At 32.3% G+C, this 15314-nt stretch carries 11 protein-coding genes; 3 read left to right on the top strand and 8 right to left on the bottom strand.

Annotation, left to right across the window (positions count from 1 at the left end; translation table 11 throughout):
- Positions 1-3 precede the first annotated feature (3 nt).
- Positions 4-1989: an ATP-binding protein gene (locus CHB81_RS09715; protein WP_089351706.1), complete on the bottom strand. Its 1986-nt coding sequence runs from the start codon at positions 1987-1989 to the stop codon at positions 4-6.
- 252 nt (positions 1990-2241) lie between these two features.
- Between CHB81_RS09715 and CHB81_RS09710 the strand changes: the two genes are divergently transcribed.
- On the top strand, positions 2242-2910 hold the full coding sequence (locus CHB81_RS09710) for a response regulator (protein ID WP_089351705.1): 669 nt from the start codon (positions 2242-2244) through the stop codon (positions 2908-2910).
- A 107-nt stretch (positions 2911-3017) separates the two neighbouring features.
- Here CHB81_RS09710 and CHB81_RS09705 read toward each other — a convergent pair whose 3' ends face one another.
- Both CHB81_RS09705 and CHB81_RS09700 read right to left on the bottom strand, forming a co-directional pair.
- Positions 3018-3929, bottom strand: a complete 912-nt coding sequence (locus CHB81_RS09705; protein ID WP_089351704.1) for an AraC family transcriptional regulator — start codon at positions 3927-3929, stop codon at positions 3018-3020.
- Between the two features lie 102 nt (positions 3930-4031).
- Positions 4032-4847, bottom strand: a complete 816-nt coding sequence (locus tag CHB81_RS09700) for an SDR family oxidoreductase (RefSeq protein ID WP_089351703.1) — start codon at positions 4845-4847, stop codon at positions 4032-4034.
- A gap of 343 nt (positions 4848-5190) precedes the next feature.
- Between CHB81_RS09700 and CHB81_RS09695 the strand changes: the two genes are divergently transcribed.
- Both CHB81_RS09695 and CHB81_RS09690 read left to right on the top strand, forming a co-directional pair.
- On the top strand, positions 5191-5754 hold the full coding sequence (locus tag CHB81_RS09695) for a hypothetical protein (protein ID WP_089351702.1): 564 nt from the start codon (positions 5191-5193) through the stop codon (positions 5752-5754).
- Positions 5755-5837: 83 nt separating this feature from the next.
- The gene (locus CHB81_RS09690) at positions 5838-6422 is read left to right on the top strand and encodes a helix-turn-helix domain-containing protein (protein WP_089351701.1); all 585 of its coding nucleotides are present in this window, start codon (positions 5838-5840) and stop codon (positions 6420-6422) included.
- A 238-nt stretch (positions 6423-6660) separates the two neighbouring features.
- On the opposite strand, the gene CHB81_RS09685 is transcribed toward CHB81_RS09690, so the two are convergent.
- From CHB81_RS09685 to CHB81_RS09665, 5 genes are all read right to left on the bottom strand, one after another.
- Complete coding sequence (locus CHB81_RS09685) at positions 6661-8340, bottom strand: DUF4983 domain-containing protein (RefSeq protein ID WP_089351700.1); 1680 nt, start codon at positions 8338-8340, stop codon at positions 6661-6663.
- 191 nt (positions 8341-8531) lie between these two features.
- Positions 8532-9212, bottom strand: a complete 681-nt coding sequence (locus tag CHB81_RS09680; protein WP_089351699.1) for a phosphonatase-like hydrolase — start codon at positions 9210-9212, stop codon at positions 8532-8534.
- 99 nt (positions 9213-9311) lie between these two features.
- Positions 9312-10469: a TIGR03364 family FAD-dependent oxidoreductase gene (locus CHB81_RS09675; RefSeq protein ID WP_089351823.1), complete on the bottom strand. Its 1158-nt coding sequence runs from the start codon at positions 10467-10469 to the stop codon at positions 9312-9314.
- A gap of 287 nt (positions 10470-10756) precedes the next feature.
- Positions 10757-12037: a DUF5690 family protein gene (locus CHB81_RS09670; RefSeq protein WP_176427511.1), complete on the bottom strand. Its 1281-nt coding sequence runs from the start codon at positions 12035-12037 to the stop codon at positions 10757-10759.
- A 153-nt stretch (positions 12038-12190) separates the two neighbouring features.
- Positions 12191-15067 carry a TonB-dependent receptor gene (locus CHB81_RS09665; protein WP_089351698.1) on the bottom strand — a complete coding sequence of 959 codons (2877 nt, stop codon included), beginning with the start codon at positions 15065-15067 and terminating at the stop codon, positions 12191-12193.
- Positions 15068-15314 lie beyond the last annotated feature (247 nt).

Raw genomic sequence — 15314 nt, 5'->3', positions numbered from 1 at the left:
TTTTTAAATAGTAAATGTCACTGTAATTTCTGTTCCCTCACCAATCTTGGATTTTATTTCAAAATTACCATTTAGGGAGTTGGCTCTTTCTTTAATATTACGAAGACCAATTCCTTTTTTTGTTGACTGAACATCGAACCCAATACCATCGTCAATAATCGATAATTTTAAAATATGATTATCAATTAATTGAATTTTCACATCAACTTTTTCAGCATCAGAATACTTATGAATATTTAAAAGCGCTTCCTGAATTATACGGTAAAAATTTATTTTATAAATATTGGCAATACTTTCCCAATCAAATTCTTTATCAATAATATAATTAAATACTGTAGCACTTAACTCTTTTTGATCTTTGATTAAATCTGATATTAAAGTATTAAAATCACTATTTTCTAAAAACGAATCCCGACTTAAATCATGAGAAATTGATCTTATTTCATTTTCAATATTTTCTAATTCAAAAATATACTCTTTTCTTTTTTCAATTGTTTTCTCGTCTACTTTAGAATTAAAAAAACCAAGATTCATTCTTACTCCATAAACCCTGTTCATAATGCCATCATGTAATTCTTTAGCTATTTTATTCTTCTCTTCCTCTTTGGCATTGTTTATTTTTTCCTGTTGTTCACTTAACAATTGATAAATTTCATCGCTGTCACTTTGCTGTTGTTTTACAAACTTTAACTCTTTATTTTTATATTTTAAATAATTGAAAACAAAAATTGCAGACAAAATCAAAAAGAGACCAAAAGAAAAAATTAAAATATAAAAGTTCTTCTTGGTTAAAACTTTATTCTCATTCTCTACATTTGTTGTTTCATATTCTATTCTCGCATATTTATTACTAGTTCTGCTTTGCAGGCTATTAATGCTATCGCTGATTTCTATGTATTGATTTGCAAAAAACAATTTCCTTTTATTATCAATTTTCGAAAGTAACTTTAGAATACTTAAAATTTCGGTTATGCTTCTTGTTTCAACTCCAATCTTATAACCTTCTTTTAAAATTTTTACAGCTTTTAAAGTGTCTTTTTGAGCTAAATAAAGCTCTCCTAAATGAAATTTTTTATAAGCAACACTACTACGGACGCCAAGGCTATCTATGATTTTTAAAGATTCAAAATACATGGATTCCACATTTTTATATTCTTTATTCTTCATTTTAGAATAAGCTAAATTTGATAGAACACTGGCATATACATATGGCCATTTACGCCTTAAATCTTTTGTTAGCAACTTACTTAATTCTTTAATTGAATGTGAATAATCGCCTTTAATGTCATATAAGTTACAAATATTTATTACAGACGATGCATTATAATTATTAACTTCATCTGTGTCCATATTTTCATTCTTTAAAACTTGCAAATTCCTCAATCCCAATTGATGATATTTTAACGCCTGATCATACATAAAAAGTTTCTCTAAACAATTACCCATCAAATTATTGACTGTGTACAAAAGCTTTGTATTGTTAGAATCTTTTAAATATTTCAAAGCTTTTGTCAGCTCTACTTCGCACTCTACAAACCTGCCATCATAAAACAAAATGTAAGCCTTGTTAAAATGTATACGTCCCAATTTTTTATAATCCTGAAGTTGTGTGTAAATCTTTTGAGCTTGCAGATAATAGTAATATGCACTGTCCTTTTGTGAGACTTCATAACAATCTCCAATATAATAAAAGGATTTGGCAATTCTGGAACTATCCTTTTCTTGATTAGATAATCGCAAAGCAATTAAACTAGACGAATACGACTTTACTATATTATTCAAATAATAATATTCTTCCCCCGTTTTTAAGTACAGTTCCCTAACAATAGATTCATTTTTTTGATTCTTAAGTATAATTACAATTGAATCTAAGTATTTTTCCTTTTGAGAACCCGGAATTTTATTAAAGTGCTCTTGATCAAAACGAATAACATCCGTGGTTTTACTTACAGCTTGTTTTTTCCTCCATAATACGAAAGAAATTATCATAAGTGAAAAAATTATCGGAAGAAAAAATTTAAATCTAAATTTCAAAATTGCTACTCGTTAGTTTGATTCAAATATATAAATTAAAGCAGAATATTAACACTTCTGTAATAATATGGATCACAGAAAGAGCAAATAATATTACTTTATTAAAATTTGAATGAATTCCTTTTAAATCAAAAAAAATGTTTAGAAAACCTTTCTTTTCAAAAATTTCTAAAGAGCATTAATTACTTTTACATAAATTTTTTCTAAATGGCATATAATATTCTGATTGTTGACGATCATCCAATGACAGTAGATAGTTATGTCAACTTGCTATCGGACGAGTATTTCAATATCATTGAACCGTTTTTTATCAAAAGTTATAATTGTGAAACTGCCTATAAAGAAACAATATTACTTAAAAAACAAGATCAAAAAATTGATTTTGCAATACTTGACGTTAATTTACCACCTTTTCCTGAACAAAATATCTCTAGTGGTATTGACTTGGCTCTTTTAGTTCGAAAAAACCATCCATTATGCAAAATTTTACTTTTAACTATGCATACCGAAGCTTTTATCGTAAATCGAATTATTAAAGAAATACAACCTGATGGGTTTGTTTCTAAAAGTGAAATTAATTTCGAATCATTTCCTGCTATCTGCAAAAAAATCCTATCAGAGGGAATTGTATATAGCGATGAAATAATAAAATCTCAAAAGAAATTGATTCAAAAAAATTTATATTGGGGCGAATACGACAGCCAGATTTTAATTTTACTTTCTCAAGGTGTTAAAATGGTTGATATTCCAAACCATATACCACTATCATTGAGCTCCATAGAAAAACGAAAAGCTTATATAAAGAGCCATTTATTATTAGAAAAAGGAGGAGATATCGAATTATTAAACAAAGCAAAACAATTAGGCTTTCTATAAAAACGAAATCTTCTAAACTAAATTGATTTAAAACATATTATACCTTAGAATTCTAAAAAAAATGCTTTTAAATCTTTCTGTTATCTCAAAAAAGTGTGGTTTATGTATCAATTCAAATTTCTAAATTCTACAGGAGTTTTTCCCGTCTTCTGCTTGAAAAGTTTATTAAAGTATTGTGGATATTCAAATCCTAGTGAATACGCTATTTCTCCAACAGATTTGTCTGTGTTCATTAAAATATTTTTGGCTTCTTCTATTAAATAAAAATGGATGTGGTCCTGAGCATTTTTGCCGGTTTCCTTTTTGAGTAAATCACTTAAATATCCTGATGAAAGAAATACTTGTTCAGCCAAATATTTTACTGTTGGCAGTCCTTTTTCTTTAATATTCTTTTCATTAAAATACTCATTCAGAATTTTTTCTATCTGAATTACTACCGAGTTATTAGAGTTTTTTCGGGTAATAAATTGTCTTCCGTAAAAACGGGAACAATAATTTAAAAGTAATTCAATGGTCGAAACAATAATATCCTGACTGTGTATGTCGATGTTTTCTTTTAATTCTCCTTCGATCTTAAGAATACAATCGTAGAGAATTTGTTTTTCTTTTTCGGATAAATGAAGCGCTTCTTTTATTTCATAAGAGAAAAAACTATACTCTTTTAATTTATCGTTTAATGAAGTTGCCCTGATTAAATCCGGATGAAAAAACACGCCCCAACCTTCCATCGCAGGCGAAACTTCGATATCATTATCCATTTCAACCACTTGGTTTGGAGCCAGACAAATTAAACTTCCGTCTTGAAAATCGACAATTTTTCGTCCGTATTTAATGTTGTTTCTATTGTAGTTTTTGAATATCAAAGCGTAAAAATCCAAAGAAATTTTAGTGTCTTCGTTAATATGTTCATTTACCTGACTAAAATCGATCACCGCAATCAATGGATGCTGAATTGAATGTTCAAGTTCAAAAAACTTAAACAAATCTGAGATCGTTTGTAAATGTATAAATGCGCTCATAAAATTAATTGTTACTGTAAATATATCCATTTTAATAAAACGATGAGAATCAGAATCAACGTAATGATTCTCATCGTTTTAATTTAATCACAAAGTATTGAATTATAATCCGAATTGTGTTTTCATTCCGTCAATAAATGTTTCATCGTCCAATTGTTTGCGGTTTTCAATAATTGCTTTTGCGTCTTCTCCTGCAGAATATCTCAGTTTATTTGTACCATCTGTTGCTGCTTCATAAATTACATTGGCAACGACACTTGCCGGCGAAGCGGTGTCAAATAATGCAGGTAAAGCTGCCATAACTTTCCCAACTAAATTTTGATACTCAACAAGAGTTTCGTCATTGTTATAATCAAAAGAACGTCCTGCAAAATCAGTTGCAATAGCGCCTGGCTCAACGATTTTTACTTTTCCTCCAAATTGTTCCATCTCATAAACCAAGGATTCCGAAATACCTTCAACAGCAAATTTAGTTCCGTGATACAAAGAGCCTAAAGGGAAAGTCATTTTTCCGCCAATCGACGAAATGTTTATGATTGTACCGCTTTTATTTCCACGAAAGTGGGGCAATATTGTCTTGGTAACATCCAAAAGTCCGATTACATTGGTATCAAACTGACGAATAATTTTCTCTCTCGAAAATGATTCTAAAGTACCATAAGCGCCATACCCTGCATTGTTTAATAATACATCTATTTTTCCAAATTTTGCGATACCTTCTTTTACCGCTTTTTCGATAGATGCTACATCTAATACATCTAATTTCGTAACCAATACATTTTCTAATTTTGTTAATTCTGTTTCGTTTTCCGGAGTACGCATCGTTGCGATAACATTCCATCCTTTTGCCTGAAATAATTTTGCAGTTTCTTTTCCAATACCACTGCTTGCACCTGTAATTAAAATTGTTTTGTTCATTTTTTCATATCTTAAATTAATGATACAAAGGTCTGGTTAGAAGGAGTATTGCAAATAATACTAATTCGGGTAATTTGTATTCTTTTTACGGATTTCTGTAAAGCAATTTTTATAATCATAAAATATTCTTTTCAGTTTAATTTAAATAACAAAAAAACAGATGCCTCCGAATACCGCTAAAACATTGAAAAAGTTTTTAAAATTGAGTTTAAAACACAAAATTCTCAAATTAAAACAAAAATATAATGAATTGTTTTTCAAAAAATTAACCTAATTTTAATGTCCCCACTTCTAATGAATCATTTATGTTCCAATTTATCTGATCAATCAAAATCGAGAAAATATGAAATGGTTTTTCAATTCAATACTAGAAGGCTTAAAACGACGATTTTCAAAATCAAAATCGGATGAAGGTTTTGCTCATTTAGAGAAAGGAAAGCAACTCTATTTGTCCAATAAATTTCAGGACGCATTATTGTATCTGGACAGCGCCATCAATTTAGGATTTGATAATGGAGTATACATAGTCAGAGGTAATTGTCTTCAAAAACTAGATTATCATTACAACGCAATTGAAGATTTTGACAAAGCAATAGAAATGAATCCACTAGAGTTTTCCATTTATTATAGCAGAGCTATTTCCAAAAAAGCGATCTTAGATTTCACAGGACAAATCGAAGATCTTCATAATGCAATCCATTATTATAAAAAAAAATTAAATATAGAAAACCACATCCTGAAAGCTTTCGAAACTGATTTACTCACCGCAAAAATGAATATCGACGGCATCAGACAAAATATGTACGAAGCCCGCAAAATATTACCTTCAATAGAAATAAAAGCTTTAATCAGAGACTCGCTTCATCTCATTAAAAAAGTCAAAGGACGAAGTGTAAAAGTGAATTAACTATTAAATTTTTCTTCTTTCAATATCTTAAAAAATTTCAATGCTAATTGTATATATTTACCATTTAAACCGAAGTTTTTATTATGGAAGATTTTTTAATTGGTATCGGAAAAAGATTAAAAGAAATTAGAAAGAAAAATTCACTGACCATTCACGAAGTTGCCAATATGGCGGGCGTTAGTAATGGTTTGATTTCCAGAATAGAAAACGGAAGAACTATTCCATCCTTACCAGTTTTAATCGAACTGATACAATCTTTAAATACTGATGTAAGTTACTTTTTTGAAGGCGTTGAAAACACCAAAAATGCCAAATACATCCATATTAAAAAAGAAGATTACCAAAAAATAGAAAAAGAAGACAAAGCCGAAACAACCGGTTTTAATTACTATCATATCTTCAGTAAAAGCATCAATTCTATAGGTTTTGAAGCCGTAATTCTTGACGTTGAGCCTAATTGTAAACGCGAAAAGGTGATTACAGATGCTTGGGAATTCAAATTTATCATTAAAGGAAGCGTAACTTATATTATTGATGATGTTGAAGTTATCGTAAACGAAGGCGATTCTTTATGTTTCAACGGAAGACATCCGCACGTACCAGAAAACAGAACCACAGAAAATTGTGTGATGCTGGTACTTTACTTCTATTCTGAAAGTAATAGTTAATTTATTTTACTGCATAATTTTTAACCGCAAAGTGCGCAAAGTTTTTTTTACTCTAAATGTGTTGACAAACGCAAAGGTCGCAAAGCTTTGTCTTGATCTAGCTTTGCGTCCCGAAGCTTCGGGATGTGTTTTCTGTGCGTAATACAAAATTTAACCTTGGCGCACTTTGCGGTTAAACAATAAAAAGGCTACCTCCAAAAATGGAGATAACCTTTTAAAAACAAAAAACACAAACGTTTTAATTTCCTGCAGGAAGCCAAGAGCGACCGTCCAGCGACCAACCAGAATTGATTGGTACGCCAAACCATTGCAGTGAAGAATATGCGATATCTACCATTTTAGGAACTACTCCGGTTGCGGTTCCGCATTTTAAAGTTGTTGTACTTGTAGTCCATGTTGGTGTGTTAGGAAAAGCAAGAGCGATTTGCTGTGCGCTTGAATCTGTAAAACTGTTTCCTAAACCATTATCTCCTTTCCAATATCCAATAAGATTTGCGTAATCAGGATGAGAACTTGTAACCGATGAACAGGTATAATTGAAAATTGAAGTTTCAGATAGTGCTTTATTCCAAACACGAACTTCAGCAATATTTCCGTTTACATTGGCGCCATACGTCAAAGTTCCGTCTTGTCCAACAGCAAATGGCAATCCCGAAGTTAAACTACCAAAAGAGCTCACAATTGCTGCTTGGCCAACAAAAGCACCGTCTTGATAGGTTTTAACCAACTTCGCAGTACGATCAACGACCATAGTTAAATGATGCCATTTTCCGTCATTGATTGTACCTCCCGAAATATCTACGCGATTTTGTGTATCACCAATATTTACTTTCCAGGTTCCTCCGGTATTGGCACAAATCACAAATCCGCGATTTTTACCACTTACCCAATTTTTATTAGAAACTATTGATGGATCACTTGAATAACCAGAAGTTTTTATTCTGCATTCTACTGTAAAACTTGAACTTCCAAAATTGTAAAGTGCATTAGTTGTCGAAGCATAAATACTATTCGAATTAAAATTGGCAAATTTACCTGTAATCGATGTTGTAGGATCAACCGGTTTTTCGATTTTAGTCGAAGTGAAATTCTTATTATTGAAGATTGTAAAAATATTTCTTTCCTCATAAGATGAACCTCCGTGAGAACCTGTAGAGCCAGTTACGATTCCGCCATGATCCGGCGCCACAATCACCAACCAATCCTCGTTGGCATAATTAGGTCTGTTTTTTAAAGCCGTTAAGATTTCACCAATATAACCGTCTGTAGTTTCGATTGAAGATTTGTATTGTGGTACATTCAACGAAAATCCATAACTGTGACCTGCGTGATCTACATCGTCAAAATGCAAAAATAAAGCATCCGGATTGTCGTTTGTCAATGCAGCAACTACTTCATTTTTAACGGCTAAATCTGTCGTTAAAGTTTTCTCCACATCAATACCATCTACAATATAAGTATTGATTGGCGCCCAATGCACGATTGACATTGTTCTTAAAGCCGTATTATACGTTTCAAGACGTTTTAAAAAACTTGGATAAGTTCCAAAATTTGGACTTGAAAAAGAATTGTCTGTAACGCCGTGTTTTAAATGCGTTACACCGCTAAGCATTGTCGACCAGCCGTTTCCGCTCCATGTTGGCGCTTCGGTTAAAGCATCTAAACTGTAAACCGAATTAGGAAGTAATCCGTGAACATTTGGCGTATTGGCTCCCATTAAAGCATCTCCGCGACAGCCGTCGATACCTATAATAAGCAGTTTTTTAGTTCCGCTTGCGGCAACTTTACCAGTGTTTAAAATAGTTTTTGCATTCGCTGAATTCTCATCACTCGCAAGCGTTGGTTCATTGGTACAGGAAGTGACTAAAAGTACACTTGCAAGAATTGTAATGTAACTTAATCTAAAAATCTTTTTCATTGGGTTGAATTGTTTTATTGATTACTATTTATTTACTTGTTTAAAACTATTTCCTGCAGGGATTTTATTTTAACTAATTAGTCTATTATTATGTGCTTAACTTTAACGTAGATTAAAAATGTTAGCCACGAATTGCACTAATTTTCACTAATTAATTCGTGTTGATTCGTGAAATTCGTGGCGAAAAAAAATTAATTCTCAATACTATATAATGATGCAAGTGAATCCAGAATATAATCTGGTTTTGCCTCTTCAAGTTGGGACCTTGTTTGCGCTCCTGAAAGAACGCCAACTGTAATACCACATTGAGCATTTTTTCCTTCTTCAATATCAATTGCAGAGTCTCCTGCTTTCAATACTTTTGAAGCGTCTTTGATTCCGAATAATTGCATTGCTTTGTGGATCATATCCGGAAACGGACGTCCCAATTCTACATCATCAGCTGTGATTAAAGCATCGTATTGATTGTCTTTTTTCCACTCTAATTTTTCCAATAAAGTGTTGGCAACATGACTACTGTAGCCTGTATTTAAAACTACTTTTACACCGTCTTTTTTCAGGTTTTGAAGTACATTTTCAATTCCTTCTATTGGTAAAACTTTAGCCATAAGATATTCCTCGTCTAATGTTTCTTTGAAATATTCGAATATCTCCTGAGATTTATTGGAATCTGTAATATTGATGTGTTTCAAAATATCTTTTATCGCCTGATGTTTTTCTTTGCCTGCTCCCAAGGAAAGCACTAATTCAAGAGAAACATCTATTCCGAATTTATTGATGGATTTATGTAAAGATTTATAAACTATATTTTGTTCGTTTATGGTTGTTCCGGCCATATCAAAAACGACCATTTCAATTTCATTGATTTTCATTTTGTGTGTATTTGTTTTTTTACCATTAAGAGATTAAGTTATATTAAGAAGTAGCACTTAATTTTTCTTAATCTCTTAATGGTTCAATATTTTTTTAGCTTAAGCATTAAAAATTTTATCGATATTATGTTTTGCAAATCCTGCGCTTCCGGTCATTCCTTTACCTCCAATTCCCGTTATGATATGAATGTTTTCGCCAATTGTATGTTCAAAAATATCTTTGTTTTTACATTGCGAATACATTCCGAACCATCTGTTCTGTATTTCGTAGGTTGGCAAATCGATTATCTTTTTGGCTTCTTCAATCATGAAATTATCGATATCCATATTCAAATCAAATCCCAGAGAATCTATATCTTTTGCAGGCGCGTATTCGTGTGAATCTCCAAGAATTACAGATCCATCCAAAGCCTGTTTGAATAAGATATGAACACCGTATTTTTTCTCAAAACTATCCGGATTTTCTTTGGCTTTAATTGCTGCATACGATTTGCATTCTTCAAAAGATTCATATCTTCTAATGGTTAAACCCGTTAGAATAGAACCGTCTAATTTGTAATTATTTTGAGGTTTTGTTTGTAACATCTGAAGTTTAGAAACAACTAAATCGCTATTATTATAAATCTCCGGATATAGTATTTTGAAATCGCTTCCGTTGCAAATAATCATTTTCGAAGCTTTGTATTCTAGTCCGGCTGAAGTTGTTGCTACTACTTCCTCATTTCTGTTTTCAGTATTTAAAACAGTTGTATTCATAAATAAATCAACACCTAAATTGGCGGTCATATATTGATGTAACTTATGAATCATAGTCGAAGGTTCAACCGTAACTTCTTGCGGAAAAAACAATCCTCCTGTACAATAATCAGAGCGTAATCCGGCGTATTTTGCCAGACATTGTTCTTTTGTCAGCAAATTTGATTCGTAATCATTCGAGATATTTATTTGGTGCAACTCTTCAATCAATTGCATTTCTTCTTCGTTTGAAGCCAAATAAACCGTTCCGTTTTGACGAATACTAATATCAAACTGCGACTGGATATCTTTGTAAATATTTAAACTTTCTTTTCCGAAGTTTTGCCATTTTCTGTCCATTCCTGATGGTACAACCTGTCCAAAATTTCTAACTGTTGCACCTTCGGGTTTGCTGTTTTTTTCTAAAATGGCAACTGACAATCCTTTTTGTAAAGCGTGATAGGCATGAAATGTACCTAAAACTCCTGACCCAACGATTAATAAATCATATTTCTCTTTCATGTGTTTGTGTTTTGTGTAATTTGTGTTTTTATGACAATCCGCAAAGAGTACCAAATTTGTTTTTTTTGCCACGAATTTCTCTAATTTTCTCTAATTTTTATTTTGAAAATACTTAAAAAACCAGCTATAAATTGCACCGATTTATGCAGATTTTTAATCTGTACAATTAAAATAATTCGGGTTAATTTGAGAAATTCGTGGCAAACTTTTTTTATATTATTTTGGCTTGGTATTCGTCGTGGATAGTCATATTTATTTTTTATTTTATTCTATTCCTTTTCTTTATTTCAAGTGTACAATGGCGTTGTAGTAATTTTTGATGTTTTTTTGAATTTCCTTTTAAAATAATTAAAAGACATTATCGTGGTGATTATCCCAACAAAGGATAACAGATAAATACAAGTGGTAAAAAAGCTTAATAGGGAAATATTCTTGTCTCCAAAGTTTTTGAAAAACAAAACCAAAACGCTTCCTAAATATCCAAAAGCATCAGCTATGTAGATTAAAAATCCTGTGTTTCCGTCTATTTTATAAGTCGCAATCATTCGGTCAAAAAACAAACCGTTAAACGGAATATAACAAACATACATTCCAAATCCTGAGATTATCATCCACGGAAGTGGTGACATTAAATGCTTTTGAAACATGAACGTTGTTACACCTACAAGTAATGAACCTAAAAACAAGACTAAATGATAATTTTTGAAGGCTTTGTAGTTGTTTTTCATGCTTCCTAAAAATCCTAGAATAACAAGAACCGAGATCGCAATTGGAATTTCTGAATACATATAAATCGAAATACTTTCTTTATATCCCAAAGTATCCCACAATTCTCTGGCAAAATTATCCCTGAATTCTCTCATTGCCGTTAGCATGGCGTAGAATATAATTATTGCCGTTAACGGAAATGCAAATTGCTGAAATAAGGATGCGCGTTCTTTTTTGCTCAGTGGTTTTCGTTTTGACCTTAAAGCTAAATCTTCGCTATCAGGATTTGGGATTTTCTCCAAAAACAATGAAAATACAATTAACGGAATTATAAAAATTAATCCCGAAACAAAAGGCATCCAAAACTCATTGCATCCCAAAACCGTCAAGACAAATATTCCCACAGATTTTGCCGCTCCGGAGGAAACTATAAAACTCGAACAGAGAATAACGCCTAATAATTCGGTGGTTTTTCTTCCTTCGATATAAGAGAAAACGATTCCCCAGATCATTCCTAAAGGCAATCCGTTTATGAATAAAAACAAAATATTGTAAGGCGCCGGAACTAATGCAAATCCTAGTAAAGCCAATTCTGAAATGGCTATAAAACTGATTAAATATAAAATTCTCTTAGCCGATTTTAGCTCCGATATTATTTTAATTCCTAAAAATTTAGAAAGTGTATATCCTAAAACCTGAGCCAGAATCAACAAGATTTTATAGTCAATTCCCCAGAAAGCCATATGGTCAAATGTGGCTACCGTAAAGGGTTTACGGAAAGCATACATACAAAAATAAGTACCAAATGCCGCAATGGATGTTTTTAATATAAACCTGAAATTAGATGCTTTTTTAGACATTAGTTCTTAAATATTTAAGGTAATAGATGGTTGTAAAGTTTTAATGTGTGTTTCTCTATAGTTTTTTAGAAACTCGCTGGATGTAGTTGATTCAAAAAAAATAAACTGTAAAAATAAAATCTCCCAACATCCAACGAGTTAACTTATAGTTGTCTATAAATTATATTTTAAACCAAGATTGAATTTTGCTCCGTAATATTCTACCTGTTTTGGTCTATTTGGAGTTTCTCCAAAATGATACATCAAAGGCTCATTCAAAACATTATTTAAATCACTGAAGATTGTAAAATGATCACCTACTTTATAAGAAGCCGAGAAATCAAGTGAGTTGTATTTACCGTAATAAATATCATTCATGTCTGTATTCTTGGCATTGGCGTCAAAACTTATTGCATAAGCTCCTTTATGGTTAAATGCTGCTCTCACGTTAAGTTTACCTGTCTCATAAAACAATTGTAAGTTGTATAATTCTTTTGCCTGATAAGGAGTTGATACTTTTCTTCCGTTTGGATTATTGGTGTTTTGCCCCAAAGTCATTTCAGAATTCATGAAAGTTGCATTGATCTGTGTTCCAAAATATTTAAGGAATCCCGGTAAGAAGCTGAATCTTTTTGTGATTCCAAATTCTACTCCGCCAATCCATGCATTTCCGCCATTTGTTGGTGAACTGATTTCGATATTCGGAATTCCGTTTATGGTACCTTGATAAGTGTCATCAAAAATTGGATCTGTAATCGATTTGTAGAAAACTCCAGCGTTGATTACTCCTACTTCATCCAGAAAATATTCTCCTAATAAATCAAAATTCCAGGAATATGTTGGATTCAAATTCGGGTTTCCACCTGCATATTCGCCATCAATCGTGTTCAATGATCCGGCTGGAGAAATGTCACCAAAGTTTGGTCTTGCAAATGTTCTGGTTGTAGCAAAGCGAAGGTTTAAATTCTCAACAGGAGTATATTTAATATGCAACATTGGCAATACTGATGTATATGTTTTTGTGTTTTCCGCATCAATAACTACATTGTTTTCTACCGTTTTACCCGTAACTTGTGTGATTGTATTGGTTACTCTAACCCCTCCTAAAACGGTCCATTTATCTGTTATTGAATAGGTTGCCATCGCATAGGCAGATGATGTAGTTTCGCCAACATTAAAGTTTCTTCCTAAACCTTTTCCTAATTCAGGAATTTGAGAATCTACGGGATTCAAAACTAAATTTGCCTGAGATGTATTGAATAAATTATTCATTCCGTTTCCGGATAAAACAGGCCCAAAAGTGTTTCCTATATTCGTTCCGGTTTCTCTTCTCATATAATCAGTTCCGCCCGGCTGATTGATTAAATCTGAACCGTAATTTGATAAATAAGGCGTTGGAGAACCTACCCAATTGTAATATTCGTCTCTAAAAGTCGCAATACGATCTTTGTCTGTCAATTTTGCGCCAAACTTCATTTTTAGACTTTCATTAAAATTGTGCTCATAGTTTACCGCTGCAATAATATTGTCTCTTTCTACAATGCTTATTTTATAAAGTTCCAATGTAGAAAACTTCATTTTTGTTGGATCTGTTTTGAAATTTGGATCTGAATAAAAATCAAATATTGATTTCGGGTTATTAGGGTCAAGCATTCCGCCATCAGCAGCCCAATATGCTCTTGGTCCGCCAGCTCCGCCATTTGCAACAGGAACCGTGTTTAAATATTCCGGTTTAACGCCAACTCCGGTTTGGTTAAACTGGATTAAAAAATAACTGTTGTCTTCTGCATTCGGAATGTTTCCGTATTTAAACTGATTTCTGTATGAAGCCAGACTCCAATCTAAATTTCCGTTTGCCAATTGATGTTTTCCCCCCAAATCAATACCAATAAATTGTGTCATCAATTCGTTGTGAATATCCTGTTGTTCAACTGTTAAAGCATTTGTAGTACTGTTGAATTTGTCAAATCTGATTCTGTGTTTGTAATGCGTTTCAGTATCCGAAAGTCCGCCGTAAGTTGCTTTCAGGAAAATTTTATCTCTCGAAGAAGGATTAAATTCCATTGCACCGTTTAAACCCGTTGTTTTTCTAACTCCCGTATAATCTCTTAATTCTAATCTGTAAACTCCCTGATCACCATTTCTTCTGGCTTCGTAATTATCTGTTGCCCAGTTTCTGTCCCAATATGTACCATTAATAATGTATCCAAATTTTCCGTTTTTACTTTTGTCACCAATAGTAATTGATCCGCTGTAAATTCCTTTATCTGATTTTTGATTGTATCCGCTAAAAATACTTGCTTTAATCGTTCTTTTTGTTGGAGCAGTCTGCGTTGTAAAATTCACGCTACCACCAATTGCATCACCATCCATATCTGGCGTAAGCGCTTTTGTAGCTTCAACATAAGCAATAAGATCTGACGGAAAAAAGTCAAATGCCGTGGCTCTCGAAGTGGTTTCTTCTTCGGCAGTTGGGATTCTGTTTCCGTTGATTGTAGTCGATGACCAAAATGGTGGTAAACCTCTCACCGAAACGAAACGTCCCTCGCCCTGATCTCTTTCGATTGAAACTCCCGGCATACGCTGAACGGTTTCGGCAGCATTACGATCCGGAAGTTTTCCTATTCCGTCAGCAGCAATTACATTTACAATGCTCATTGATTTCTTTTGCATGTTCAGCGCTCTTGCTTCACTATTTCTTTGGCTCATTCCGCTTACCACAACTTCGCTTAATTCTTTTGAATTGGTTTCTAAACGAATGATTCCTAAACGAACTTGTTGATTGTCTTTTACTTCAATCTTTATATTTTTTGTTTCATATCCTATATATGCGATTTGTAATTCTAAACTACCAGATCTAACATCCTGAATTGTAAAATAACCACTGAAATCAGTTGTTGCTTTTTGATTATTAGATAATATAATAGTTGCTCCCGGCAATGGAGATTGTGAGTCGGTAACGGTTCCGCTTATTGTAGCTTTTTGCGCCGTCATGTTCTGCGCAAAAAGTGCAACCGAAAAAATAAAAATTGCCTTGTAAATTGTTTTCATGGTTAATTTGTTTACAAATATTAAATTTATTAAAGCAAATAAACAATGATTTTTATAAATAGTAAATAAATGAAAATTATGTAATTGTTAAAGAAAAGCAAATTTAAGAGGCTTCTTTGTTAAGGATTTGTAAAAACAAAAATCGTTAATCAATTGAAAATGATATAAAAACTCCTTTAAATACGGGGCAAACAATCTATTTAGAAGACTCTTTTGAACAAAAAAGTAAACGATTTCGAAGTAAACA

The organism is Flavobacterium sp. ov086 (assembly GCF_900187965.1).
Taxonomy (GTDB): Bacteria; Bacteroidota; Bacteroidia; order Flavobacteriales; family Flavobacteriaceae; genus Flavobacterium.
The sequence above is the reverse complement of the archived record's forward strand: the minus strand, read 5'-3'. Positions and strand labels throughout refer to the sequence as shown.